The organism is Amycolatopsis sp. lyj-109 (assembly GCF_046548995.1).
Classification (GTDB): domain Bacteria; phylum Actinomycetota; class Actinomycetes; order Mycobacteriales; family Pseudonocardiaceae; genus Amycolatopsis.
The window spans coordinates 144515-169295 of the sequence record NZ_JAJPWR010000002.1; the positions used below are offsets into that span (position 1 = coordinate 144515).

Here is a 24781-nt window from a genome sequence, read left to right on the forward strand (position 1 = left end):
GCGCTCAACCGGGGAACCCGGTCAGCAGCGGGAGTTTGTCGATCCCGGTCATGATCGGGATGGTCTTGAACACCGGCCGGTCCTGCGGATCGGTGCGCAGCCGCGGGAACCGGTCCAGCAGGGTGTTCAACGCGATGCGGCCTTCGAGCCGTGCCAGCGGCGCGCCCATGCAGAAGTGGACCCCACGCCCGAAGGAGAGGTGGCTGGGATCGCGGGCCGGGTCGAAGGTGTCCGGGTCGGGGAACGCGGTCTCGTCCCGGTTGGCCGCCGCCAGCCAGACCATCAGCAGCTCGTCGGCGGGAATCCGCTGCCCGCTCAGTTCGACTTCTTCGTTGGTGAGCCGGGAAACGGCGGCGAACGGCGGGAGCAGCCGCAGGGACTCCTCGATCACCGGCGGCACGAGCGTCCGGTCGGCGCGCACCCGGTCCTGCCACTCCGGGTAGGTGTCCAGGCAGAGCACCGCGTTGCCCAGCAGCATGGTCGTGGTGATGTGCCCGGTGAGCAGCAGCACGAAGCCGAAGTTCACCACTTCGGCGTCGCTGAGGCGCTCCCCGTCGACCTCGGCTTCGACGAGCTTGGAGAGCAGGTCGGTGCCGGGGTTCGAGCGGCGCCGCGCGACGTGCTCGGCGATGTAGCGGAGGACTTCCTCGGCGCCGTCCATGACGACCTTCTCGTCCCCGTCCGCCTGGATGAAAATCTCTTCGCGGCCGCGGAACATCATGTCCACCCACTGCTTGAACAGCGGATGGTCCTCGGCGGGCACCCCGAGCAGCTCGGCGATGACGATCACCGGCAGCGGGTAGGCCAGCTGCTCGACCAGTTCGAACCGGTCGCGCTCGCCGACGTCGGCGAGCAGTTCCTTCGTCAGCTCGGTGATCCTCGGTTCGAGCCCCGCCACCACCTTCGGGGTGAAGACCCGGCTCACGATCTTGCGCAGCTTGGCGTGCGGCACGCCGTCCATGCGCAGCAGGTTGCCCTCGTTGACCCGGTCGTCGATCGGGATCTTGCGCTGGACCGCGGAGGAGAAGGTCGCCGGCTCGTTGAGGATCCGCAGCGCGTCGGCGTGGCCGTAGACGTTCCACACCTTGGTGGCCGGGTCGAAGGTGACCGGCGCGGCCGGCGTTCCCCCGTGCAGCCAGAACAGCGACTGCGGGGCTCCCCAGGTGTCGGCAACAGCGACCATGACGTTCCCTTCGGTGGTGGCCGCGGGACGCGACCGGCCGGTGACGGCACCCCAGCCTGCCTGCCCGTCCGGGGCCGGGACATCCTCAGTCCTGGTGGAATCGGTGCGCCGCACGACGCCCGTCAGCCCGCGCCGGCCGGGCGGAGCAGCGGCAGGACGATCGTGTCGAGGATTTCCTCGAGGGCCGCGACGGGCACGGTCTTGAGCGTGGTGAGCAGTTCCAGCTGCAGCAAGGTGAACGGCAGCGCCCGGACCCGGGCGGAGAGCGTGGACAGGTCGACCTCGCCCCGGGCCGCGGCGCGCTCGTACACGACGTCGAGCGCGTGCGGCCGGTCGTGCCCGATGACCTCGCGCAGGGCGGCCGGGTCGGTGCCGGTCTCCTCGAAGTACCCGGCGAGGTGGACGCTCATCATGGTGACGAACTCGGCCCGGGTCCGGCTGATCTCCGACATCAGGGCCAGCAGGTCGCCGCGCAGGGAGCCGGTGTCCTCGGGTGCGCGGACGCGGTTGCGCTGCAGGGCGTGGACGATCGTCGCGCGCAGCAGCTCGGACCGGTCGCTCCAGCGGCGGTACAGCACCGGACGGCTGGTCCCGGCGCGCGCGGCGACGGCGTCCATCGTGAACCGGGCGTAGCCGCCCTCTTCCAGCTCTCGCCAGGACGCGTCCAGCAGCGCCTGCTCCAGGACCGCGCCCCGCCGCCGCTCAGCCGCCATCCCGTCCTCCCTCAAGAAACACTTGCGCATCTTATTCATGCGACCCTACGATGAGGCAAATAAGAAACACAGACGTATCTTAGGAGGTGTCCGTGTCCTCGTCCAGCGAGTCCGTTCCTCCCGCGCCCGCCGGCCCCGACCGCGTCGATCCCGCGGTGTGGCGGCTGGCGTTCACGATCATCGTCGGCGCGCTGGCGGCGATGTTCGACACCACGATCGTCAGCGTTGCCATCAACGACCTGGCCCGCGAGCTGCACACCCCGATCGCCACGATCCAGTGGGTGAGCACCGGCTACCTGCTGGCCATGTTCGCCACCATCCCGATCGTCCGGTGGGCGCAGTCCGCGCTCGGCGGGAAGCGGCTGTGGCTCGGCTCGCTCGGGCTCTTCCTGGCCGGCTCGCTGCTCTGCGCGGTGGCGTGGGACGCCACCAGCCTCATCGTGTTCCGGGCCGTCCAGGGCGTCAGCGGCGGCCTGATGATGCCGCTGATGATGACCCTGATCATGCAGGCCGCCAAGGGCCGCCACACCGGCCGCGTGATGGCGACCATCTCCCTGCCCATCGCGCTCGGCCCCATCCTCGGGCCGGTGCTGGGCGGCCTCCTGCTGGCCGCCGGCGACTGGCGGCTGCTGTTCCTGGTCAACATCCCGTTCTGCGTCGTCGGCCTCTGGCTCGCGTGGCGGAACCTGCCCGACGACCGGTCCGGCGGCGACCGGGGCCGGCTCGACGTCGTCGGCCTGCTCCTGCTGTCACCGGGTGCCGCGGCCGTCGTCTTCGGCCTGTCCCGGACCGGTGCCGCCGGCTTCGGCAGCGCCGAGGTGCTGGTCCCGCTCCTGACCGGGCTCGTACTGGTCGCCGGCTTCGTCGCCTGGGCCCTGCCGCGGGGCACCGGGGCGCTGGTGAACGTCCGGCTGTTCGGCCACCGTTCGGTCGCCTCGTCGTCGGTGCTGTACTTCCTGAGCGGCGCGACGCTGTACGGCGCGATGCTGCTGCTCCCGCTGTTCTGGCAGCAGGCCCGGGGCGTGGACGCGCTCGGCGCGGGGCTGCTGCTCATCCCGCAGGGCGTCGGCACCCTGCTGTCCCGGTGGGTCGCCGGCCGCTACACCGACAAGATCGGTCCCCGGACGGTCGCGCTCGTCGGGTTCAGCGCCGTGGTCCTGACCACCGTGCCGTTCGCGTTCGTCACCGCCGGCACCCCCGACCTGCTGCTGATGGCCTTCCTGCTGGTGCGCGGCCTCGGCATGGGTGTCGCCACCATCCCGCTCGGCAGCTCCGCCTACGTCGGGCTCGACCACGCCCAGATCCCCAACGCGACCATCCTCGTCCTCATCGTCCAGCAGATCGGCGGCTCGCTGGGGATCGCGGTCCTCGCCATGATCCTCCAGCACGCCACGGCCGGCGCGAAGACCCCGGACGCGCTCATCCACGCCTACGGCACCACCTTCTGGTGGTCGATCGGCTTCACCGCGCTGGCGGTGCCGCTGTGCCTGTTCCTCCCGGGCCGCCCCAAGCCCGTGCCCGCCCCCGGCAAAACGGAAGCCGGGGTGGCCGCCGAAGCCTGAGCTGTCAGCCTCCCCCCTCGTTGACGGCTCAGTCGAGAGGCCTCTTCAGTCCGGCCGGCCGGACTGAAGAGGCCCTCGCCTTTTGCGGGAAAGTCCTATCAGGATGGGGGATCCTCGGCCGGGCGCGAATTTCTATCGTTCTCCGGCGGAGTCGTTCCGGTGACGCGGCTCCTTCCCCGAGGAGAAGCCCCTGATGACCGAACCCGTTGCCTTCCCGCAAAACCGGACCTGCCCCTACCGGCCGGCGCCCGGCTACCAGGCGCTGGCCGAACGGCGGCCGCTGTCGCGGATCACCCTCTACGACGGCCGGGAAGCCTGGGCCGTCACCGGCTATGCGCTAACCCGGCGGCTTCTTGCCGATCCGCGGATTTCCAGCGACCACAGCGATCCCTCGTGGCCAGTGGCCAACGCGGCCGCCGCGGCGGCGCGGAACTTCGGCGCGGACCAGAAGAAGGTCATCGGCCGGCTCACCGCGCTCGTCGGCGTCGACGACCCCGAGCACCGCGCCCGGCGGGCGGTCGCCGAGGCGGGCTTCACGCCGGGGCTGATCGACGCCCTGCGGCCGAAGCTCCAAGCAGTCGTCGACCGGCAGGTGGCCGAGATGGTCGCCCACGGTGCGCCCGCGGACCTGGTCACGGCGTTCGCGTCGCCCGCGGCGCTGTTCTCGCTGTACGAGGCGCTGGGCATTCCGCGCGAAGACCAGGAGTACTTCAAGCAGCAGACCGGGCAGCTGTTCGGCCCGGCCGCGGTGACGGCCTACGACGAACTCGTGGCGTACCTGACCAAGCTGGCCGGACAGCACCCGACCGACAGCCTGCTCGACGCCTACCTCGCCGTCGTCGGGGACCGCGGTACCGCGGAGGTCCTCCAGCTGGTGCTGATCATGCTGGTGAGCGGCCACCACACGACGTCGAGCTCGATCGCGATCGGCGCGAGCGCGCTGCTCCAGCACCCCGAGCGGCTCGCCGAGCTGCGCGCCGACCCGTCGCTGCTGCCCGCGGCGGTCGACGAGCTGAGCCGGCTCGTGGCGGTCACCGACGGCATCCAGCGGGTCGCCGCGGCCGACATCGAGGTCGACGGAACGACGATCGCCGAGGGCGACGGCGTGTTCTTCGTGCTGTCCCTGATCAACCGGGACGAGAAGCACTACCGGCAGCCGGAAGTCCTGGACTGGCACCGCCCCGACCCCGGCGACCACCTGGGCTACGGGGCCGGTCCCCATGAGTGCGTGGGCATGGACCTGGCGCGCGCCATCATGGAGATCGCCTTCGGCACGCTGCTCGAGCGGCTGCCCGGCCTGCGCCTCGCCGACCCGGCGGGCGAAATCCCGGTCCAGCCGGGGGAGTCCTTCACCGGGCTGGTCGAGCTGCCCGTCACCTGGTAGCTCGCGCGGTCAGGCTGCCGCGGCTTGTCGTGAGTGGTAATTCGGGTTAGAACCCGAATTACCACTCACGAGGGCTACCAGGTGACCGGCAGGCTGAACACGCCGGTGATCGTCGAGGTCACCTTGAACGGCACCGCTTCGACGTCGACGGCCAGCCGCAGCGTCGGCATCCGGCGGAACAGGGTGCCGAACACGATCTCCAGCTCCACCCGGGCCAGGTTCTGGCCGAGGCATTGGTGGATCCCGTGGCCGAACGTGATGTGGTGGCGGTCGCCGCGGTGGGCGTCGAACGTGTCCGCGTCGGCGAAGCGGGCTTCGTCGCGGTTGCTGGAACCCAGCGCCAGCACCACTCCATCGCCCGCCTTGATCGTCACGCCGCCGATTTCGATGTCCGCCTTGGCCACCCGGACCATCACGTCGAAGATCGGGTAGTAGCGCAGGATCTCTTCGACGGTCGAGACGATCAGCGCCGGGTCGGCCCGCAGCCCGTCGATGACCTCCGGACGCTGCAGCAGGCCGATGGTGCCGAGGGCGATCGCGTTGATGGTGGTCTCGTGGCCGCCGATGAGCAGGTTCTGCGCCATGCCGACCAGCAGGTCGTGGGTGTACACCCCGGTCCCCCGGTTGCGGACGATCAGCCGGCCGAGCACGTCGTCGCTCGGCGCCAGCTCCTTTTCCGTGACCAGTTCGTCCAGGAACTTGTTCAGGTCCTCGGCCGCCGCCAGCTGCTGTTCCGGGGTGCTGCCCGGCAGTTGCAGGACCAGCGTGCGGTCCTGGAAGAACTCCCGGCTGTCCAGCGGGACGCCGAGCAGCTCGCAGATCATCCGGGACGGCACCTGCGTCGCCAGGTCGTGGACCAGATCGGCCGGCGGGCCCGCGGCGAGCATCGCGTCGATCCGCTCGTCCACGATCTGCTGGATGACCGGCCGCAGCGTGTTGATCCGGCGGAGGGTGAACTCGTTGGCCAGCATCTGCCGGGGCGCGGTGTGCTCCGGCAGGTCCAGCGCGAGCAGCGACTTGGCCTGGGCGCTGAACCCCTTGCGCAGCACCTGCTGCACCGGCCGGCGCAGCGGGAAGTTGGGGTGGCTGCGGTCGGCGCTCATCCGTTCGTCGACCAGCAGCGCCCGGACGTCGGCGTGTCTGGTGACCAGCCAGGCTTCTTGCTCGGTCGGCAGCGAGACCTTGATGATCGGGTCCTCGGCGCGCAGCCGGCGGTACTCGGCGGCCGGTTCCGGCGGCGCGAGGCGTTCCAGCGGGAAGGCCACCGGGCAGCGGGCGTCGACGGTCGTTTCAGTCATCTGTTCTCCATTGTGTGACGTTCTCCCTCTCGCCGGATCCGCCGGCGATCAGGCGGGCGAGTGCCACCGCGCCGCGCAGGGAGGACAGGCCGCCCAGCGCGGCCGGTGCCAGCGGCAGCGGGGACAGACCGGGGCGGACCAGTGCGTCGAGGTGCCCGGCGACGAGCCCGGTGAGTTCGGGGATCCCGGCCGCGAAGCCGCCACCGAGCAGCGCGCGCTCCGGGTGGACGAGCTCCTGGACACTCGTCACCGCGGCCGCCACGGCCCGGGCCGTCACGTCGAGCGCCTCGAGCGCCCACGGCTCTTCGCCGCGCACCGCCTCGCGCAGGTCGTCGAACGTGACGTCGGCTCCGCGCAGCGAGCCCGCGCGCCGGAGGGTCGCCGGGCCCGAGGCGAGCGCCTGGAGGCAGCCGCGGCGGCCGCAGACACACCGCGCTCCGCCCAGCTCGACGAGCACGTGCCCGATCTCGAACGAACCGCGGCCGAGTCCGGGGCACGGCACGCCACCGAGGACCAGACCGCCGCCGACGCCGGTGCCGATCCCGATGTATAGCAGGTTCCCGCAGCCCGACGCCCGGGCCTCGGCGAGCGCACCGAGGTCGCCGTCGTCCGCCCAGGCGACGGCCGCTTCGGGGAACAGCTCGTGCAGCGCCGTTTTCAGGTCGGCTCCGGTCCATTCCGGACGGCTGGGCCAGGCGACGACCCGGCCGTCCGGGCCGACTGTGCCGGGCATCGCGACGCCGACCGCGACCGGCGGGGTGCCGAGCCGGTCGCGCAGCCCGGCCACGTGGGCGGCCAGCTGCGCGAGGTCGTCCTCGACGCGGTGCCGGGGGCCCCAGCCGAACGACGTCTCCTCGAGGCACGCGGTGCCGGTTTCGACGCGGAAGGCGACCTTGGTGCCGCCGACGTCGATGCCGAGGTGGTACGGAGTTTTCATGGGGTCAGCGGGCGGGCACCGACGGGCAGAGCGCGAGCAGGTCGGCCGGCTGCCGCAGCACGACGTCGGGACCCGCGGCGAGCAGCTCGCCGATGTCGTCCGGGGGCGCCCACAGCGCCGCGGCCGAAGCGACGCCGGCGCCGCGCGCGCTGGCCAGGTCGGTGGGCGCGTCGCCGATCATGATGGCCCGCTCGGGCGGGACGTCCAGCAGGTTCAGCGCGTGCCGCACGATGTCGGGCGCCGGCTTGGGCCGGGCGACCTCGTCGGAGCCGATGACGTGCTCGAAGAACGGGAGCAGGCCGAGGTTGTCCAGCAGGGACCGCGCCCGCGGCCCGCTCTTGCCGGTGGCGATGGCCAGCCGCAGGCCGCGCGCCCGCAGCGTCAGCAGCAGCTCGGTGACGCCGTCGAAGACCTGGACCTCGCTCGCGAGGCGGTAGCTCTCGCGGACGAAGGGTTCCTCCATTTCCAGGGGGAGGTCCATGATCCGCATGATGTCCGGGAAGTAGCGGCCGAGGTGGCGCCGGTACTCCTCGAAGGGTGCGGGCCCGTCACCGACGACTTCGGCGTAGGCGATGGCGAAGGCCTCGCTCATCACCGCGAAGCTGTCGACGACGACGCCGTCGAGGTCGAAGATGACCGCGTGCCGGACCGGGACCGAGGGATCGGCCCCGGTGTCCGGCCGGTCGACGATCGGGAATGTCATGGAGCGCCCTCTCTACTGGTACGCCGGGATCGCGCGCGCCGAGCCCGCGGAGGCGTAGAAGTTCTCGATCATCGAGACGATCGGCCGCGCTTCGGCGACGGCCCGGCCGCGGTTGCCGGGATCGGCCAGCATCACGACGAGGTCGTCCACCTGGCGCGTGTATTCGACGCCGATGCGCTCGGGCGGCACCGGAAGCTGGGTCGTGGCGCCCTCGCGGGTCACCGTCAGCACGGGTTCGGGCTCCCGGTTGGGGCTGAAACCGAAGGTGCACCGCAGATCCGCGGTGCCGGCGCTGCCCTCGACGTGGATCACCGAGACGTCCCGCGCCTGGTGCGAGGCCCAGCTCGCCCGCAGCGAGACCGAGACGCCGTCGTCGCGGACCAGGAAGCCGCGCGCGGTGTCCTCGACGTCGGCGGGGTCGGCGCCGAGCTGGTCCTGCCGCCACGCCGCGCGCCAGGCGCCGGCGTTGACGAAGTCGTCCGAAGTCACGCCGATCACCTGGGTGAAGGCGGCCGGGCCGAGCAGGGACGCGAGGGTGTCGAGCAGGTGCCAGCCGAGGTCGTACAGCGCTCCCCCGCCGGCCTTTTCGCGCTGGGTGAACCAGCCGCCGGCGCGTGGGACGCCCCGCGCCCGGATCCAGCCCATCGCGACGTGCCGGATGTCGCCGAGCTCCGGCACGACCTCCCGCAGCGCCCCGACGTCACCGCGGTAGCGGGCGGCGCTGCCGGCCAGCAGCATGCCGCCGCTGCGTTCGGCCGCCGCGAGGACGTCGATCTCGGCCGAGGTCAGGCAGACCGGCTTCTCGAGGAAGACGGAGATCCCGGTGGCGAGCAGCGCGCCCGCCACCTCGGTGTGCAGGTAGTTGGGCACCGCGACGACGGCGAGGTCGACGTCGCGCGCGGTCAGCGCGGACACCGCGGCGTGCGTGGGGATGCCGGTCGCCTTCGTGAACGCCTGCCGGGACGCCGGGTCGGCGTCGACGGCGGCGACCACCTCGATGTCGGCGTGCTCGCGCAGCAGGGGCAGCCACAGTTCCCGCCCCGCCCAGCCGAGCCCGACCACCGCGGCCCGGACGTTCATGCGCACACCTCGCTGACGCTCGGCGCGGCCTGAGCGGCAAGCGCTGTGTTGAATGATTCACTCGCAGGCTCGTTCATGCCCGGGCCACTTCGGCGGCGATGATCTCGGCGGTCGCGTGCAGCTCCGGCTCGCCGGCCAGCAGCACCCGGTGGTGCAGCCAGACGCAGTCGCGGCTGATCGCGTCGGTGTTCGGGCAGCGCCGCGCGATCGCGTCCACGGTCTCGTCGGGAGCGCCGAGCTCCCAGAAGGCGTCGGTGCGGTAGATCGCACGGAACGCCGCGAAGGCGGGAAGGCCGGCCTCGACGAGCCGGTCGACCAGTGCGTTGCGGCGTTCCTCGGTGAGCCCGGGGATGCGGAACATGGCCATGTAGTGGGAGTTGCGGTCGGCGCGGACGTCGCCGCCCTGGGGCACGACGCCGTCGATCGCGCCGAGCAGCCGGGACAGCAGCGTCCAGCGCTCGTCGCGCACGGCGATCTGCTCGTCGAGGCGGGCCAGCTGCGCGCGCAGCACGGACGCGGAGAATTCGTTGAGCCGCATGTTGGAGCCGGCGATCTTGTGCATGTACCGGCGGTCCTCGCGGGGACGGCCGCAGCTGTGCCGGAGGAACGCCGTCTCGTACTTTTCGGTTTCGCCCTCGGGGAACACGACGGCGCCGCCTTCGCCCGCCGTCATCAGCTTGCCGTTCTGGAAGCTGAAGGTGGCGATGCTGTCCAGCTCGCCGACGCGCTTGCCCTGCCAGCGCGCGCCGTGCGCGTGCGCGGCGTCCTGCAGCAGCGCCACTCCGGTGTCGGCGGAAAGCTTCGCCAGCGCGTCCATGTCGGCCATCAGCCCGGCCATGTGCACCGGCATGATCACCTTGGTGCGCGGGGTGACGGCGGCCGCGACCGCCTCCGGGTCGAGGTTGTAGGTGGCCGCGTCGACGTCGACCGGGACGGTGACCGCGCCGAGCCGCTGGGCCGCCTGGGACGAGGAGATGAAGGTGAAGGCGGGCACGATGACCTCGGTGCCCGGGCCGACGCCCATCACCTGCAGGGCGAGTTCCAGCGCGTGCGTTCCGTTCGTGACCGCCAGCGCGTGCGCGGCGCCGTGGTGGGCGGCGAACTCGCGCTCGAAGGAGTTCACCTCGTCCCCGCCCATGCGCCACCACTGACCCTGTTCGAGCGCGCGGACCAGACCGTCCCGCTCGGCGTCGTCGTACTGCGGCCACGCGGGGAATTCCGGTGCCTTTCGCGCGTTCATGGTTCTCCGAATCTCCGCTGGGGTTCGAATGGCGGAAAAAGCCCGTGCCATGTCCGGAATGCTGCGAAATATCAGCGTCACCACCAGGCTAGATCCGGCTCCGACACCCTCACATCCCCCGGCTTGGTAGTGCCGATCTTCAACCCAGGCCGAAGAAAGCGCGGTAGGAGTCCAGTTGCCCGGCGAGCATGTGGATTCCGTAATGGACGTCGTGCCCGAGAGCCGCCGCTTCGCGGAGAAGGCGGGTTTCGCGGGGTTTCATGATGATGTCGGCGACCACGCAGCCCGGGGCCAGCTCGGCCGGCCGGAACGGCAGCGGGTCGTCCGGACGCAGCCCGAGCGGCGTCGCGTTCACGACGATCTCGGCGCCCGCGGTGTCCGGTTCGGCCGATACCGAGGTGCGGCCGGGCCAGTGTGCGTCCAACCGGGCTTGCAGCGCCGTCAGTTTCGCCTTGTCCGGGTCGCACACCGCGAGGCGGTCGGCGCCCGCCGCCAGCAGCGCGGCCGCGATGGCGCTGCCCGCGCCGCCGGCGCCGACGAGGGCCACCGGCCGGGCCTTCGGGTCGTGCCCGGCTTCGACGAGCCCGGCCACGAAGCCGGTGCCGTCGAAGTTCTCGGCGTACCACCGGCCGTCGGCTTCCCGCCGCAAGGCGTTGGCGCTGCCGGTGATTTCCACCATCGGGCTACACCGGTCGGCCAGCCCGGCCACGGCCGCCTTGTGCGGCACGGTGACGAAGATGCCGTCGAGGTTGGCGACGGCCCGCAGCCCGGCGACGATCCGTTCGAGGTCCGGCGCCGGCGCGTGCACCGGGACGAGCACCGCGTCGATGTCCAGCTCCGCGAAGAGCGGGTTCAGCAGCCCGGGCGACTGGACCTGGATGACCGGATCGCCCAGCACGACGTACAGGCGGGTGGTGCCGCTGATGGTCATCTCGGCCTCTCCCCAAGCGCCCCAATGTGGCCTTGGTTGCGTCAGACGCACCGAAGGCGGCCTTGGGTGCGTCTGACGCAACCAAGGCCACATTGGGGCGCTCGTGGCTAGCGCAGCATTTTTGCGACCGCGTAAGCGAGTTCGACCGATTGGTCGGCGTTGAACCGCGGGTCGCAGGCGGTCAGGTAGCGGTCGGGCAGGTCGGCCTCGGCGACGCCCGCGGCACCACCGAGGCACTCCGTGACGTCGTCGCCGGTCACCTCGACGTGGATGCCGCCGGGGTGGGTGCCGAGCTGCCGGTGCACGGCGAAGAAGCCGGCCAGCTCGTCGACGACGTGGCCGAAGTGCCGGGTCTTGTAGCCGTTGCCCGAGGTCCGGGTGTTGCCGTGCATCGGGTCGCACTGCCAGATCACCTCGTGCCCGGAGGCGGCGACCTTCTCCACGATCGGCGGGAGGAGCTCGCGGACGTGGGCGTGCCCCATCCGGCTGACCAGCGTCAGCCGGCCCGGTGTGCGGTGCGGGTCGAGCCGCCGCACGTATTCGACGACCTCCTCCGGCGTGCAGCTCGGCCCCAGCTTCAGGCCGATCGGGTTGGCCAGCAGTTCCGCGAACGCGATGTGGGCGCCGTCGAGCTGCCGGGTGCGTTCCCCGATCCACAGGAAGTGCGCCAGCCCGCTGGACAGCCGCGGCTCCGGGCCGCCGGGATCCGGCCACAGGACGGCCCGCTCGTAGTCGAGCAGCAGCAGCTCGTGGCTGACGTAGATCTCGCTCGGCCGCGGTGGCCGGGCACCATCCGGGAAAAGTCCGCCGGGGGCAGCGCGGCGGGCTCCGGCCAGTACCAGGGGTTCTTCGATGCCCTCGGCGCAGAGCTTGCGGACGAGGTCCATCGCGCTGGCCGCGTGGGCGTAGGCCATCAGCATCCGGTGCGGGTCGGGCGTCCGGGCGGCGACCGTGCACTCCGGGGAGTTCACGATGTCGCCCCGGTACACCGGCAGGCCCAGCGCGTCGACGGTGTTGGACCGCGGCTTGGCGAACTGCCCGGCCATCCGGGCGATCTTGACCACCGGCAGGCCGGCCGCCTCGGCCAGCACTTCGCCCATCCGCTCCAGCAGTCCCAGGTTGGCCCGCAGGTGCGGCTCGGTGTTGCCGGCGAACGTCTCCGCGCAGTCCCCGCCCTGCAGCAGGAACGCCTCGCCGCGGGCGACCGACGCGAGCCGCGCGCTCAGCCGCGCCGTCTCCTCGGGCGCCACGATCGGCTCGGCGTTGTGCAGCAGCTCGACTACCGCCTCCGCCCGGCCGGCGTCCGGCCAGCGGGGCTGCTGCGCGGCCGGGCGGGCCAGCGCCGCACGCAGCCGGCCGGCCAGCACCGATGGGGCACTTTCACGTGAAAGTGCCCACCTCCGGTTCATGTCGCACCGGCCAGGTTTTCCAGGCGGTCGCGGGGCATCCCGGCCAGGACGTCCGTGACCACCTCCGGCGGCACGTCGTTCACCAGCTCCGCGCCCCGCGGCCCGGTCAGCACGAAGGCCAGCCCGGTGATCGCCTTCTTGTCCCGGTACATCTGGCGGACGAGCACGTCCGGGTCGACGTCCTCGGGCAGCGCGGCCGGCAGGCCGTAGTGGCGGACGACGTCGAGGTGTTCGTCCACTCCGGACTGGCCGATCCGGCCCAGCGCGCCCGCGAGGCGGCCCGCGAAGACCGTGCCGATGGCCACCGCCTCGCCGTGGCGCAGGCCGAAATCCGTCGCGATCTCCAGCGCGTGCCCGAGGGTGTGGCCGTAGTTGAGCAGGTGCCGCAACCCGGTGTCGCGCTCGTCCTGCGCGACGATGCCCGCCTTCAGGGTGACACTGGCGGCGATCTGCTCCGGCAGCGAGCGCCCCCGCAGGTCCGGCGCGCCGATGAAGTGGCAGCGGGCGATCTCGCCGAGGCCGTTCAGCAGCTCCCGCCGCGGCAGGGTGGTCAGGTAGTCCGTGTCGCACAGCACCGCGCTGGGCTGCCAGTACGCGCCGGCGAGGTTCTTGCCCGCCGGCAGGTTCACCGCGGTCTTCCCGCCGACGCTGGCGTCCACCTGGGCGAGCAGGGACGTGGGCAGGTGGACCACGGCGACGCCCCGGTGGTACAGCGCGGCCGCGAGCCCGACGACGTCCGTGGTCGTGCCGCCGCCGCAGGAGACGACGACGTCGGACCGGGTGAGCCCGAACCGTGCGAACTCACCGCACAGTTCTTCCACTGTGGACAGTCGCTTGGCCTGTTCGCCGTCGCGGGCCGGCAGCAGCAGCGTCTCGACGCCGGTGCCGGGCACCCAGTCGGCCGGACGCGCCGAGACAACCACCGCCCGCTTGGCGCCGAGCCGCCGGACGACCTCGGGCAGCGCCGTCCGCACCCCCGGGCCGACGAGCACGTCGTAGGAGCGTTCTTCCAGGCGTACCGGAATCGTCGTCGTCACGGCGACGGCTCCCGCGGCTCCGGCAGCATCCGGTAGGGCAGGTCGGCGATCCGCGACACCGGCTCGCTGCCGTGGTGGAGGTACTCGCCGCCGTAGAAGAAGTTCAGGTAGGGGATGTAGTGCTGCTTGTACGCGGTCCTGCAGAAGCCGGCGAACTTCGCCAGCAGGCCCTCTTTTTCCGTCATCGTCGTGCCTTTCGCCAGTTCAGCCGAGGTCGCCGGACAGCACGCGGGCCACCAGCGTCCGGAGCTCGTCGTCGTCGGTGATCGTGCGCACCTGCTCGCGGCCGTTCTCGACCGTCAGGTACCGGCGCTGCCGCAGGAAGACCTGGCCGTTCGCGAACGCCCGGCCGCACAGGGTTTCCTGGGTGTCGGTGCGGGTCGTGTCCCCCACCAGGGCCCGGAAGTTGTCCTCCAGTTCCTTCCAGTCGCTCCACTCGCGGGGCTGCGTCGTGAAGGTGTAGACGACGCTCCAGCGGGTGACCGCGCCCCGGCGTTGCAGGGCGTAGCCGGATTCCTGCTCCACCAGCCGGAACTGGCTGCCGTACTGGGTCTGCACCGTGGGCGACACCGCCAGGGGCTCGAGGTAGGTGGGGCCGGGGTAGCCGACGTCCACGAGCCAGTCGCGGCCGTCCAGGGTGACCAGGTTGAACATGTGCTCGACGTCGGTGGCGAAGGTCTCCCGGCCTTCGGCGGTGCTGCCGGCCAGCGGCGTGACGTCGTAGCCCAGTTCGGTCAGGAGCCGGTGGAACAGCCGGTTCAGGTGGTAGCAGGCGCCGCCTTTCCCTTCGGCGATGCTGGTCACGAAGACGTCGTCCTCGTCGAGGTCGACGACGTTCACCGCGTCCCGGAGTTCGTAGGCGAGGCTGTTGTACGGAATCGCCATCAGGTGGCTCTTCTGCAGCTTCTGCAGCGTCTCGAGGTCCACGCCGGTTTCCCCGCCGCAGCCGATCCGCTGGAGATAGGTCTCCACGTCGAACACGTTCATCACCTCGTTCAGAGCAGTTCGTTCAGGTACGCGGCGAGCAGGGCCGGCGTCGGGTGGTCGAAGACGACGCTGGGCGCGATCTTCCGTTCGGTGCGGGCGCGCAGCCGGTTGCGGAGCTCGATCGCGGTGAGCGAGTCGAAGCCGATCTCGAACAGCCCCTGGTCCGGGTCGACCTGGTGGGCGGCGCGGTAGCCCAGCACCGCGGCCACCTGGGTGCGCACCAGTTCCAGGAGGACCTTCGCCCGCTCGGCCGGTTCGAGCTCGGCGAGCCGGCCGGCCCAGTTCTCCTCCACAGTGGACGCGGCACGGGCCTGCTGGCGGCCCGCCCGGACCAGGCCGCGCAGCAGGTGCGGGACTTCGGCGCCGCCCGCCGCTTCGGTGCGCAGGCCGCGCAGGTCGAGCTGGGCGGGCACCAGCTGCGCCGCCCCCGACCCGATGGCGGCGTCGAAGAGGTCCATGCCGTCCGCGGGTTTCATGGCGACCAGGCCGCCGCGCCGGGTCATCCGGGCCCGGCCGGCTTCGTCGGTCCCGGCGGCCATGCCGCCGGTGGTCTGGTCCCACAGCCCCCAGGCCAGCGACTGGCCCGGCAGGCCGGCCGCGCGCCGGTGGGCCATCAGCCCGTCCAGGTACGCGTTCGCCGCGGCGTAGCTGCCGCTGCCGGCGCCCATGAACACGGCGGAAACCGAGGAGTAGACGACGAAGGCGTCGAGGTCCAGGTCGCGGGTCAGCTCGTCGAGGTGCCGGGCGGCGTCGACCTTGGGTGCGAAGACTTCGGCGAGCCGGTCCGGCGTCACCGTCCCGATCACCCCGGCGTCCGAGACGCCCGCCGTGTGGATCACGGCGGCCGGCCGGTGCTCGGCCAGCAACGCGGCCACCTGGTCCCGGTCGGCGACGTCGCAGGCGGCGACCGAAACGTCGGCACCCAGTGCGGTGAGGTCGGTGACCAGGTCCTTCGCGCCTTCGGCGTCGAGACCCCGGCGACTGGCGAGCACCAGCTGCCGCACACCATGCCGCTCGACGAGATGCCGGGCGGCCAGGCCCCCGAGCGACCCGGTCCCGCCGGTGATCAGCACCGGGCCGCGGTTCGTGAAGGCCACCTTGAGGGAGTTAGAGTTCGTGAAGGTGGCCTTCACGAAGTCTGCTGCTGCGCGGGTGAGGCGCGGGACGTGGAGAGCGTGGCCGCGGACCGCGAGCTGGGGTTCGCCGTCGGCCAGTACCGAAGCCAGTAGCGGCGGGACGTCGGCTTCGGGCTCGACGTCCAGCAGGACGATCCGGTCCGGGTTCTCCGCCTGCGCGGCCCGGACCAGGCCCCACACCGCGGCCGCGGCGGGGTCGGTCACCGCGCCGTCGCCGGCGGGCACCGCGCCGCGGGTGACGATCGCGAGCTTCGTCGCCTCCAGTCCGCCGCCGGCCAGCCAGCACTGGACGACGTCCAGTACCCGGACGGTGAGCGCCAGCACCTCGCCCTCGACGGCTTCCATGACGGCCACCGCCGGGGCCTCGGCCGCGCCGGTCAGGACGTCGTCGGCGAGCGTCGCCACCTCTTCCGCAGTGGCGACCGGGAGCCACGACGACACCGGCCCTGAAGTGTCCACTGTGGATAGTGGCAGCCAGTCCACCCGGAACAGCGAACCGGCGCCCGCCGCCGTCGTCAGCTGGTCGTTCGACACCGGGCGGCCGACCAGGGAGTCCAGCGTCACGACCAAGCCGCCGGTTTCGTCCACGGCTTCGAGCGAGAGGCTGTCCCCCTCGGGCTTGGCGACCCGGACCCGCAGCGTCGAGGCGCCGGCCGCGTGCAACCGCAGGCCGTTCCAGGCGAACGGCAGCCGCACTTCGTTGCCGTAGGACTCGGTGTCCGCCGCGGCACTGACCATCGTGGCGTGCAGAGCCGCGTCCAGCAGCGCGGGGTGGATGCCGAACGCACCGGCGTCCGCTTCCTCTGGCAGGGCGATCTCGGCGAAGGTTTCCTCGCCGCGCCGCCACACCGCGCGCACGGCGCGGAACGTGGGCCCGTAGCCGTAGCCGACGTCCGCGAGCACGTCGTAGGCGCCGGTGATGTCCACGGCCTTCGCATCGGGCGGCGGCCAGGCGGCGAAGTCGAACCCGGCGCTCCCCCGCGGCCGGCCGCCCGGGACCAGCACACCGGTGGCGTGCCGGATCCACGAGTCCGCGTCCTCCCGCAGGGAGTACACATCCACCGTGCGCGAGCCGTCCGCGCCGGGGCCGCCGATGGCGACCTGCACGCGGACCCCGCCGCGGCGGGGTACCACGAGCGGCGCCTCGATCACCAGCTCGTCGAGCACCGGGCAGCCGGCTTCGTCGCCGGCCCGCACGGCCAGTTCCACCAGGCCGGTGCCGGGGACGATCACGACGTCCCGGACCGCGTGGTCGGCCAGCCAGGGGTGCGTCCGCAGCGACAGCCGCGAGGTGAAGACGAGGCCGTCGGACTGCGGCAGCTCGACGACCGCGCCCAGCAGCGGGTGGTCGGCCCCGGCCAGTCCCAGTGAGACGGCGTCGGACGCGGTGTCCGCGGCACGGAGCCAGTAGTGCTCATGGTCGAAGGCGTACGTCGGCAGGTCCACCCGGGCGGGCGGCGCCAGGGTGGCCCAGTCGATTTCGACGCCGCGGACGAACAGCTCGGCCATCGACGTCAGCAGCCGCCGCAGGCCACCGTCGTCCCGCCGCAGGGAACCGGTGACGATCTCGTCGGTGAGCTCGGTGATCGGCTGGACCAGCACGGGGTGGGCGCTGATCTCGACGAACACGCCGTGCCCCTGCGCCAGCAGCGCTTCGACGGCCGGGCCGAACCGGACCTGGCCGCGCAGGTTCCGGTACCAGTAACCGCCGTCGACGACCCCGTCGCCGGTGATCCACTCGCCGGTGAGGGTGGAGAGGAACGGCACCAGCGGCGCCCGGGCGTCGATCCCGGAGAGGGTTTCGGCCAGGGTCTCCTCGATGTCCTCGACGTGCCGGGTGTGCGAGGCGTAGTCCACCGCGATCTGCCGGACGCGGACACCTTGGCCGGTCAGTGTTTCGAGGGCTTCGGCGAGGGCTTCGGCGTCTCCGGCGACCACCACCGAGGACGGGCTGTTGACCGCGGCGACCTCGACCCGGTCGGCCCACGGCGCCAACCGCGTGACGGCGTCTTCTTCGCTCAGCGCGACCGAGGCCATGCCGCCGCGGCCGGAGAGTTTCGCGGCGATGGCTTGGCTGCGCAGCGCGACCACCTTCGCCGCGTCTTCGAGCGACAGCGCACCCGACACGCACGCGGCGGCGATCTCGCCCTGGGAGTGGGCGACCACCGCGTCGGGCACGACCCCGGCCGCCGACCACACCGCGGCCAGGCCGACCATCATCGCGAAACTCGCGGGCTGGAGTACGTCCACCCGGTAGAGCAGCCCGGGACCTTCGCCGCGCAGGACGTCATGCAGGGACCAGTCGACCCAGGGTTCGAGCGCGGCCGCGCACTCGGCGATCCGCTCGGCGAACACCGGCGAGGTGTCGAGGAGCTCCCGGCCCATGCCCGCCCACTGCGTCCCCTGGCCGGGGAAGACCCAGACGAGCTTGCCCGGCAGGCCGGACGCGGGTACCCGGCCGGTGACCAGGCCCGGTGCGTCCTCGCCGCGGGCCAGCGCCGCCAGTCCGCTGCGGGCCTCCTCGGCGGACTCCGCCACCACGACCGCGCGCTCGCCGAACCGCGCGCGGCCCGGCAGGGCACCGGCGACGTCGGAAAGGGGCTGGTCGTCGAGGAACGCGTCGAGCCGGCGCGCCTGACCGGCCAGGGAACCGGCGCTGCGGGCCGTCACGACCAGCGGCACCACCGACGGTCGTGAGTGGGAATTAGGGTTAGAACCCTCATTACCACTCACGACAAGCTGCGGCAGACCCGGATCCGGCGCTTCCTCCAGGATCAGGTGGGCGTTGGTCCCGCTGATCCCGAACGAGGACACCCCGGCCCGGCGGGGACGGCCGGTGCGCGGCCACTCACGCGCCTCGGTCAGCAACGAGACCGCACCCGCGGACCAGTCGACCTGGCTGGTGGGCCGGTCGACGTGCAGGGTGGGCGGCATGACGCCGTGCCGCAGCGCCTGCACCATCTTGATCACGCCCGCGACACCCGCGGCCGACTGCGTGTGCCCGAAGTTCGACTTCACCGAACCCAGCCACAACGGCGTCTCCGGGTCGCGGTCCTTGCCGTAGGTGGCCAGCAGGGCCTGCGCCTCGATCGGATCGCCCAGCGCCGTTCCGGTGCCGTGGCCTTCCACGATGTCCACATCGGACGGTGCGAGGCCGGCGCCGGCCAGTGCCCGGCGGATCACCCGCTGCTGCGACGGCCCGTTGGGCGCGGTCAGGCCGTTGGACGCGCCGTCGGAGTTGACCGCGCTGCCGCGCAGCACGGCCAGGACGCGGTGCCCGCGCTCGCGCGCCACCGACAGGCGCTCCAGCACGACGACCCCGACGCCCTCGGCCCAGCCGGTACCGTCCGCGCCGTCCGCGTAGGCCTTGCACCGGCCGTCGCCGGCCAGGCCACGTTGCTTCGAGAACTCCACGAACGTGCCGGGCGTCCCCATCACCGTGACGCCGCCGGCCAGGGCCATCGAGCACTCGCCCTGCCGCAGGGCCTGCCCGGCCAGGTGCATCGCGACCAGCGACGACGAGCACGCGGTGTCGATCGTGACCGCCGGGCCCTCGAACCCGAACACGTAGGACACCCGGCCCGAGACGACGCTCGAGGCGCCCGCGGTGCTCGCGTAGCCCTCCAGTTCGGCCGGATCCGCGCCCATCCCGTAGCCCTGGTTGGACACTCCGGCGAACACGCCGACGTCGGCGCCCTTCAGCGAACCCGGGTCGACGCCGGCGCCTTCGAGGGCTTCCCAGGACGCCTCCAGCAGCAGCCGCTGCTGCGGGTCCATGGCGAGGGCCTCACGCGGCGAGATCCCGAAGAAGCCCGCGTCGAACAGGCCGGCGCCTTCGAGGAACCCGCCCTGGCTGGTGTAGGTCGTGCCGGAGCTGTCGGGGTCGTCGTCGAACAGGTTGTCCAGGTCCCAGCCCCGGTCTTCGGGGAAGGGGGACAGTCCTTCGAGGCCCTCGCGCACCAGGCGCCACAGGCCTTCGGGGTCGGTGACCCCGCCCGGCAGGCGGCACGCCATGCCGACGATGGCGATCGGCTCGCCGGCGTCCGCGGGTGCCGCCACCTCCGCCGAAGTGGTCGCCATCGGATCGCCGAGTTCGGCACGCAGGTAGCGGGCCAGCGCGACCGGCGTCGGGTAGTCGAAGACCAGCGTGGCGGGCAGCTTGAGCCCGGTCGCCTCGCGCAGCCGGTTCCGCAGTTCCACCGAGGTCAGCGAGTCGAACCCGGTGTCCTTGAACGCGGTCTCCGCGCGGACGGCCTCCGGCCCGGCGTGCCCGAGCACCAGCGCGACCTGCGCGCGGACGACGTCGAGCAGCAGCGCCTCCTGCTCCGCCGGAGCGAGCCCGGCGAGCCGCCCGGCCGGCCCCTTGTCCACAGTGGACGCCGGACGGGCCTGCTGCCGGCCCGCACGGACCAGGCCGCGCAGCAGGTGCGGCACCGTCGCGCCGGCCCGGGTCTTGCGCAGGTCCAGCTTGACCGGGACGACGAGCCCGTCCGGCGCTGCGTCGAACAGGTCCATGCCCTCGGCGGGCGAGATGGCCTGGACACCGCCACGGTTCGCGCGCGCCTGGTCGGCGCCGCCGAGGTGCGCGGTCATGCCGTCGGCCTGCTCCCACAGGCCCCAGGCCAGCGACGTGCCGGGCAGGCCGGCGGCCCGGCGGTTCGCGACCACGGCGTCCAGGTAGGCGTTGGCGGCGGCGTAGTTGCCCTGCCCGGCCGAGCCGAAGACCCCGGACGCTGAGGAGAACACGACGAAGGCGTCGAGGGCCGGCTCGCGGGTGAGCTCGTCGAGGTGGCGGACCGCGTCGACCTTCGGCGCGAACACCTTGGCCAGCCGCTCCCGCGTCAATGACTCGAAGACGCCGTCGTCGAGGACACCGGCGGTGTGCACGACGGCGGCCGGCCGGTGCTCGGAAAGCACAGCCGCCACCTGGTCCCGGTCGGAGAGGTCACACGCCAACACGGAGATTTCGGCGCCCTGGGCGGTGAGGTCCGCGGTCAGCTCGGCCATGCCGTCGGCGGCCGGACCGCGTCGGCTGACGAGCACCAGCCGCCGGACTCCGTGCCGGGCCACCAGGTGGCGGGCGGTGAGCACGCCCAGCGAACCGGCGCCGGAGATCAGGACCGTCCCGCCGGTCACGGCCGGTGCCTGCGCGGCCTCGGCGCGCGCCAGCCGCGGAACGGTCAGCGTGGTGCCCCGGACGGCGACCTGCGGTTCACCGCTGGCCAGCACCGGGCCCAGCGGGACGTCGCCGTCGGTGTCCAGCAGGATGATCCGGTCCGGGTTTTCCGCCTGCGCGGCCCGGATCAGGCCCCACACCGCGGCACCGGCGGGGTCGCGTACGACGCCGTCGCCGTCGGGCACCGCACCGCGGGTCACCACGACCAGGCGGGCGTCGTCGGCCGCGCCGGTGAGCCAGGTCTGCACGGCTTCGAGAACCCGGCCGGTCAGTTCCAGGGGGTCCTCACCGGTGGCTTCGAGCACCTCGACGTGGTCCACGGGCGCGTCCCCGGCCGGGGAGATCTCGGTCCACTCCAGGCGGAAGAGCGCGTCGCGGTGCGCCGCCGCGTCCAGCTGTTCGGTCGATACCGGGCGGGAGACCAGCGAATCCGCCGTCACGACGAGCCCGCCTGCCTCGTCCGCGGCCTCGACCGACAGGGCGTCCGGACCACTCGGGGCGAGCCGGACGCGCAGCGCGGACGCCCCGGCGGCGTGCAGCACCAGGCCGTTCCAGGCGAACGGCAGCACCGGCCGCCCGGGCTCTTCCGTCGTGGTGGCACCGGCCATGCCCGCGTGGAGAGCGGCGTCCAGCAGCCCGGGGTGGATGCCGAACCGGGCCGCGTCGGCGCGGTCGTCCTCTCCCAGCGACACCTCGGCGAAGATCTCGTCGCCGCGCCGCCACACCGCCCGCAGGCCGCGGAACGACGGCCCGTAGGCGTATCCGCGCTCGACGAGGCCGTCGTAGAAGTCGTCGACGTCGACGCGCTCGACGCCCGGCGGCGGCCAGGCGGTGAAGTCGAACGGCTTCGGCGCGGCCGCGGAGGCGGCCAGGAACCCGGTTGCGTGCCGGGTCCACACCTCCGCGCCGGCGTCCTCGCGCAGGGAGTACACCTCGACCGTGCGCGAGCCGGTCTCCCCCGGCGCGCCCACGACGACCTGGATCCGGACCCCGCCGTGCTCGGGTACGACCAGCGGGGCCTCGATGACGAGTTCCTCGAGGACCGGGCAGCCGGCCTCGTCCCCGGCCCGGACGGCCAGCTCGACGAGCCCGGTGCCCGCGACGAGCACCACCCCGCCGATGACGTGGTCGGCCAGCCAGGGGTGCGACTTCAGCGACAGCCGCGCGGTGCAGACCAGCCCGTCCGACTGCGGCAGCCGCACGACGGCGCCGAGCAGCGGGTGGTCGGCCGCGACCTGCCCGAGCGAAGCCGCGTCCGTGGCCTGCGCGGCGGGGTGGAGCCAGTAGTGCTGCTGATCGAAGGCGTACTTGGGCAGGTCGATCCACCCGCTCGCCGGCGGCAGCAGGGCGGACCAGCCGACGGTGACCCCGCGGACGAACAGCTCGGCGACCGCGGCGATCAGCGCGGTGTCTTCCGGGCGGTCGTCCCGCAGCGCGGCGACGCAGGTGACCTCGGCCGACTCCTCGACGAGCGCCGTCAGGGCCGCGCCCGGCCCCAGCTCCACGAACAGCGTGGCGCCGGACTCCGCCGCGGCCGCGACGCCCTCGGCGAACCGCACCGGCCGCCGCACGTGCTCGGCCCAGTAGCCCGGCTCGGTGAGTTCGCCGGGCCCGGCGAGCCGGCCGGTCACGTTGGAGACGACCGGGATCTCCGGCTCGCGCCAGGTCACGCCGGCCAGCTCGGCGGCGAACTCGGCCAGCATCGGCTCCATCCGCGCGGAGTGGAACGCGTGCGAAACCTTGAGCTGCTTGGTCTTGTGCCCGCGCTCGCGCATCCGGGCGGCGGCCGCGAGGACCGCGTCTTCGTCGCCGGACAGGACGACCGCCGAGGGGCCGTTGACGGCGGCCAGTTCCACGCCGTCACCGAGCAGTTCGGCGACTTCGGCTTCGGACGCGGCGACGGCGACCATCGCCCCGCCCGGGTCCAGCGCCTGCATGAGCCGGCCCCGCGCCGCGACGATCCGGGCCGCGTCCGGCAGCGAGAACACGCCCGCGGCATACGCGGCGGTGATCTCGCCGATGGAGTGGCCGAGCACCACGTCCGGCCGGACGCCCCAGGACTCCGCGAGCCGGAACAGCGCGCTCTCCACCGCGAACAGCCCGGCCTGGGTGAAGACGGTCTGGTTCAGCAGCCCGGTTTCGGCGGGCACCTCGCCCAGCACGACGTCCCGCACGCGGTGGCCGGCCCGGCCGGCCAGGCAGCCGTCCAGCTGTGCGCAGGCCTCGTCGAACGCCGTCGCGAACACGGGGTACCGGTCGTACAGCTCGCGGCCCATCCCGAGCCGCTGCGAACCCTGGCCGGGGAAGACGTAGGCGACCTTGCCCGGCCGCACCGACCCGGTCACCACGCCCGCGGCGCGGTCCCCGCGGGCCAGCGCCCGCAGCCCGGCCACCGCCTCCTCGTCCGTGCCCGCGACCACGACCGCGCGGTCGCCGAGCAGCGCCCGGCTCGACAGCAGCGCACTCGCCACGCGGGCCCTCGGCACGCCGGACTCCAGAACGTCGGCGAGACGCCCGGCCTGCGCGGCCAAGGACGCCGGACTCCCCGCCGAGACGACCACCGGCACCACCGACGGTCGTGAGTGGGAAGTAGGGTTAGAACCCGATTTTTCACTCACGACGTCCTGCGGGGGTGCCTCCTCGAGGATCAGGTGCGCGTTCGTCCCGCTGATCCCGAACGCGGAGACGCCGGCCCGGCGCGGCCGGTCTCCGGCGGGCCATTCGCGCGGCTCGGTCAGCAGCGAAACCGCGCCGGCCGACCAGTCGACCTCGGGGGTCGGCTCGGCCACGTGCAGGGTCGGCGGCATGACGCCGTGCCGCAGCGCCTGGACCATCTTGATCACACCCGCGACGCCGGCGGCCGCCTGCGTGTGCCCGAAGTTCGACTTGATCGACCCGAGCCACAAGGGCTGCTCGCGGCCCTGGCCGTAGGTCGCCAGCAGCGCCTGCGCTTCGATCGGGTCGCCGAGCGCGGTCCCCGTGCCGTGCGCCTCGACGAGGTCCACATCGGACGCGACCAGCCCGGCCCCGGACAGCGCCTTGCGGATCACGCGCTGCTGCGAGGGCCCGTTCGGCGCGGTCAGGCCGTTGGACGCCCCGTCCTGGTTGACCGCGCTGCCGCGGATGACCGCCAGGATCCGGTGCCCGCGTTCCTGTGCCACCGAAAGCCGTTCGAGGACGAGCACGCCGGCGCCTTCGGCCCAGCCCGTACCGTCCGCGGTCGAGGAGAAGGCCTTGGACCGGCCGTCGGCGGCCAGTACCCGCTGCCGGGAGAACGCCACGAACGTGCCCGGCGTCGGCATCACCGTCGCGCCGCCGGCCAGCGCCATCGAGCACTCGCCCGCGCGCAGGGCCTGGGCGGCGAGGTGGATGGCCACCAGCGACGACGAGCACGCCGTGTCGATGGTGACCGCCGGGCCTTCGAGCCCGAAGACGTAGGACACCCGGCCCGACGCCACGCTGGACGCCGCGCCGATGCCCGCGAAGGCTTCCAGCTCGGGCGTGATCGCTCCGGCGCCGTAGCCCTGGGTGAACACGCCGGAGAACACCCCGACGTCGCTGCCCTTCAGCGAAAGCGGGTCGACGCCGGCGTCCTCGATGGCCTCCCAGGACGTCTCCAGCAGCACCCGCTGCTGCGGGTCCATGACGAGGGCCTCACGCGGCGAGACACCGAACAGGCCGGCGTCGAACGCCCCGGCCCCGCGCAGGAAGCCGCCCTGGCTGGTGTACGACGTCCCGGGGTGGTCGGGGTCCGGGTCGAACAGGCCGTCCAGGTCCCAGCCCCGGTCGTCGGGGAAGTCCGAGAGGGCGTCGACGCCGCCGGCCACCAGCTGCCACAGGTCTTCGGGCGAGGACACCCCACCCGGGAACCGGCAGGCCATCCCGACGACGGCGAGCGGCTCGTCGGCGTGCCGGGCCCCCTGCTTGCGCAGGCTGTGCAGCTCCGCCGTGACGCGCTTGAGGTACTTGAGGAGTTTCTCGTCCGTGGCCATTCTCGGGTCCTCA

General features: G+C 72.8%; 15 protein-coding genes. 2 read left to right on the forward strand and 13 right to left on the reverse strand.

Annotated features, from left to right (window positions below; all coding sequences use genetic code 11):
• Nucleotides 1-4 precede the first annotated feature (4 nt).
• Together ACLJQF_RS04565 and ACLJQF_RS04570 are read right to left on the reverse strand one after the other, a co-directional pair.
• Nucleotides 5-1183, reverse strand: coding sequence for a cytochrome P450 (locus tag ACLJQF_RS04565; RefSeq protein ID WP_410606936.1), 1179 nt, complete (start codon nucleotides 1181-1183; stop codon nucleotides 5-7).
• 122 nt (nucleotides 1184-1305) lie between these two features.
• Nucleotides 1306-1896, reverse strand: a complete 591-nt coding sequence (locus tag ACLJQF_RS04570) for a TetR/AcrR family transcriptional regulator (RefSeq protein WP_410606937.1) — start codon at nucleotides 1894-1896, stop codon at nucleotides 1306-1308.
• A 92-nt stretch (nucleotides 1897-1988) separates the two neighbouring features.
• Here ACLJQF_RS04570 and ACLJQF_RS04575 point away from each other — a divergent pair, with 92 nt between their 5' ends.
• A complete protein-coding gene (locus tag ACLJQF_RS04575) occupies nucleotides 1989-3458 on the forward strand; it encodes an MDR family MFS transporter (RefSeq protein ID WP_410606938.1) in 1470 nt (489 codons plus the stop codon).
• A 193-nt stretch (nucleotides 3459-3651) separates the two neighbouring features.
• Nucleotides 3652-4842 carry a cytochrome P450 gene (locus ACLJQF_RS04580; protein ID WP_410606939.1) on the forward strand — a complete coding sequence of 397 codons (1191 nt, stop codon included), beginning with the start codon at nucleotides 3652-3654 and terminating at the stop codon, nucleotides 4840-4842.
• Nucleotides 4843-4916: 74 nt separating this feature from the next.
• On the opposite strand, the gene ACLJQF_RS04585 is transcribed toward ACLJQF_RS04580, so the two are convergent.
• The 11 genes from ACLJQF_RS04585 to ACLJQF_RS04635 all read right to left on the reverse strand — a co-directional run bounded on the left by ACLJQF_RS04585 (nucleotide 4917) and on the right by ACLJQF_RS04635 (nucleotide 24768).
• Nucleotides 4917-6140, reverse strand: a complete 1224-nt coding sequence (locus tag ACLJQF_RS04585; RefSeq protein ID WP_410606940.1) for a cytochrome P450 — start codon at nucleotides 6138-6140, stop codon at nucleotides 4917-4919.
• Nucleotides 6133-7077: a kanosamine kinase gene (rifN, locus tag ACLJQF_RS04590; protein ID WP_410606941.1), complete on the reverse strand. Its 945-nt coding sequence runs from the start codon at nucleotides 7075-7077 to the stop codon at nucleotides 6133-6135. The genes ACLJQF_RS04585 and rifN overlap by 8 nt, the downstream gene beginning before the upstream one ends.
• Nucleotides 7078-7081: 4 nt before the next feature.
• On the reverse strand, nucleotides 7082-7780 hold the full coding sequence (locus tag ACLJQF_RS04595; protein WP_410606942.1) for an HAD-IA family hydrolase: 699 nt from the start codon (nucleotides 7778-7780) through the stop codon (nucleotides 7082-7084).
• Between the two features lie 12 nt (nucleotides 7781-7792).
• Entirely contained in the window at nucleotides 7793-8860 is a 1068-nt protein-coding gene (locus ACLJQF_RS04600) for a Gfo/Idh/MocA family protein (RefSeq protein ID WP_410606943.1), read from the reverse strand.
• A gap of 73 nt (nucleotides 8861-8933) precedes the next feature.
• Nucleotides 8934-10100: a 3-amino-5-hydroxybenzoate synthase gene (gene rifK / locus ACLJQF_RS04605; RefSeq protein ID WP_410606944.1), complete on the reverse strand. Its 1167-nt coding sequence runs from the start codon at nucleotides 10098-10100 to the stop codon at nucleotides 8934-8936.
• A 139-nt stretch (nucleotides 10101-10239) separates the two neighbouring features.
• On the reverse strand, nucleotides 10240-11031 hold the full coding sequence (locus ACLJQF_RS04610; protein ID WP_410606945.1) for a shikimate dehydrogenase family protein: 792 nt from the start codon (nucleotides 11029-11031) through the stop codon (nucleotides 10240-10242).
• Nucleotides 11032-11138: 107 nt separating this feature from the next.
• Nucleotides 11139-12440 carry a 3-deoxy-7-phosphoheptulonate synthase class II gene (locus ACLJQF_RS04615; protein ID WP_410606946.1) on the reverse strand — a complete coding sequence of 434 codons (1302 nt, stop codon included), beginning with the start codon at nucleotides 12438-12440 and terminating at the stop codon, nucleotides 11139-11141.
• Nucleotides 12437-13477 carry a 3-dehydroquinate synthase family protein gene (locus ACLJQF_RS04620; RefSeq protein ID WP_410606947.1) on the reverse strand — a complete coding sequence of 347 codons (1041 nt, stop codon included), beginning with the start codon at nucleotides 13475-13477 and terminating at the stop codon, nucleotides 12437-12439. The genes ACLJQF_RS04615 and ACLJQF_RS04620 overlap by 4 nt, the downstream gene beginning before the upstream one ends.
• Complete coding sequence (locus ACLJQF_RS04625) at nucleotides 13474-13662, reverse strand: hypothetical protein (RefSeq protein WP_410606948.1); 189 nt, start codon at nucleotides 13660-13662, stop codon at nucleotides 13474-13476. Before ACLJQF_RS04625 ends, ACLJQF_RS04620 begins: the two co-directional genes overlap by 4 nt.
• Nucleotides 13663-13681: 19 nt before the next feature.
• A complete protein-coding gene (locus ACLJQF_RS04630) occupies nucleotides 13682-14464 on the reverse strand; it encodes an arylamine N-acetyltransferase (protein ID WP_410606949.1) in 783 nt (260 codons plus the stop codon).
• An 8-nt stretch (nucleotides 14465-14472) separates the two neighbouring features.
• Nucleotides 14473-24768, reverse strand: coding sequence for a beta-ketoacyl synthase N-terminal-like domain-containing protein (locus ACLJQF_RS04635; RefSeq protein WP_410606950.1), 10296 nt, complete (start codon nucleotides 24766-24768; stop codon nucleotides 14473-14475).
• Nucleotides 24769-24781 lie beyond the last annotated feature (13 nt).

Excerpts from the sequence above, each read along its gene's own strand:
- ACLJQF_RS04565 (WP_410606936.1), bottom strand. The coding sequence starts at position 1,183 with ATGGTCGCTGTTGCCGACACCTGGGGAGCCCCGCAGTCGCTGTTCTGG.
- ACLJQF_RS04570 (WP_410606937.1), bottom strand. The coding sequence starts at position 1,896 with ATGGCGGCTGAGCGGCGGCGGGGCGCGGTCCTGGAGCAGGCGCTGCTG.
- ACLJQF_RS04580 (WP_410606939.1), top strand. The coding sequence starts at position 3,652 with ATGACCGAACCCGTTGCCTTCCCGCAAAACCGGACCTGCCCCTACCGG.
- ACLJQF_RS04585 (WP_410606940.1), bottom strand. The coding sequence starts at position 6,140 with ATGACTGAAACGACCGTCGACGCCCGCTGCCCGGTGGCCTTCCCGCTG.
- rifN (WP_410606941.1), bottom strand. The coding sequence starts at position 7,077 with ATGAAAACTCCGTACCACCTCGGCATCGACGTCGGCGGCACCAAGGTC.
- ACLJQF_RS04595 (WP_410606942.1), bottom strand. The coding sequence starts at position 7,780 with ATGACATTCCCGATCGTCGACCGGCCGGACACCGGGGCCGATCCCTCG.
- ACLJQF_RS04600 (WP_410606943.1), bottom strand. The coding sequence starts at position 8,860 with ATGAACGTCCGGGCCGCGGTGGTCGGGCTCGGCTGGGCGGGGCGGGAA.
- rifK (WP_410606944.1), bottom strand. The coding sequence starts at position 10,100 with ATGAACGCGCGAAAGGCACCGGAATTCCCCGCGTGGCCGCAGTACGAC.
- ACLJQF_RS04610 (WP_410606945.1), bottom strand. The coding sequence starts at position 11,031 with ATGACCATCAGCGGCACCACCCGCCTGTACGTCGTGCTGGGCGATCCG.
- ACLJQF_RS04615 (WP_410606946.1), bottom strand. The coding sequence starts at position 12,440 with ATGAACCGGAGGTGGGCACTTTCACGTGAAAGTGCCCCATCGGTGCTG.
- ACLJQF_RS04625 (WP_410606948.1), bottom strand. The coding sequence starts at position 13,662 with ATGACGGAAAAAGAGGGCCTGCTGGCGAAGTTCGCCGGCTTCTGCAGG.
- ACLJQF_RS04630 (WP_410606949.1), bottom strand. The coding sequence starts at position 14,464 with ATGAACGTGTTCGACGTGGAGACCTATCTCCAGCGGATCGGCTGCGGC.
- ACLJQF_RS04635 (WP_410606950.1), bottom strand. The coding sequence starts at position 24,768 with ATGGCCACGGACGAGAAACTCCTCAAGTACCTCAAGCGCGTCACGGCG.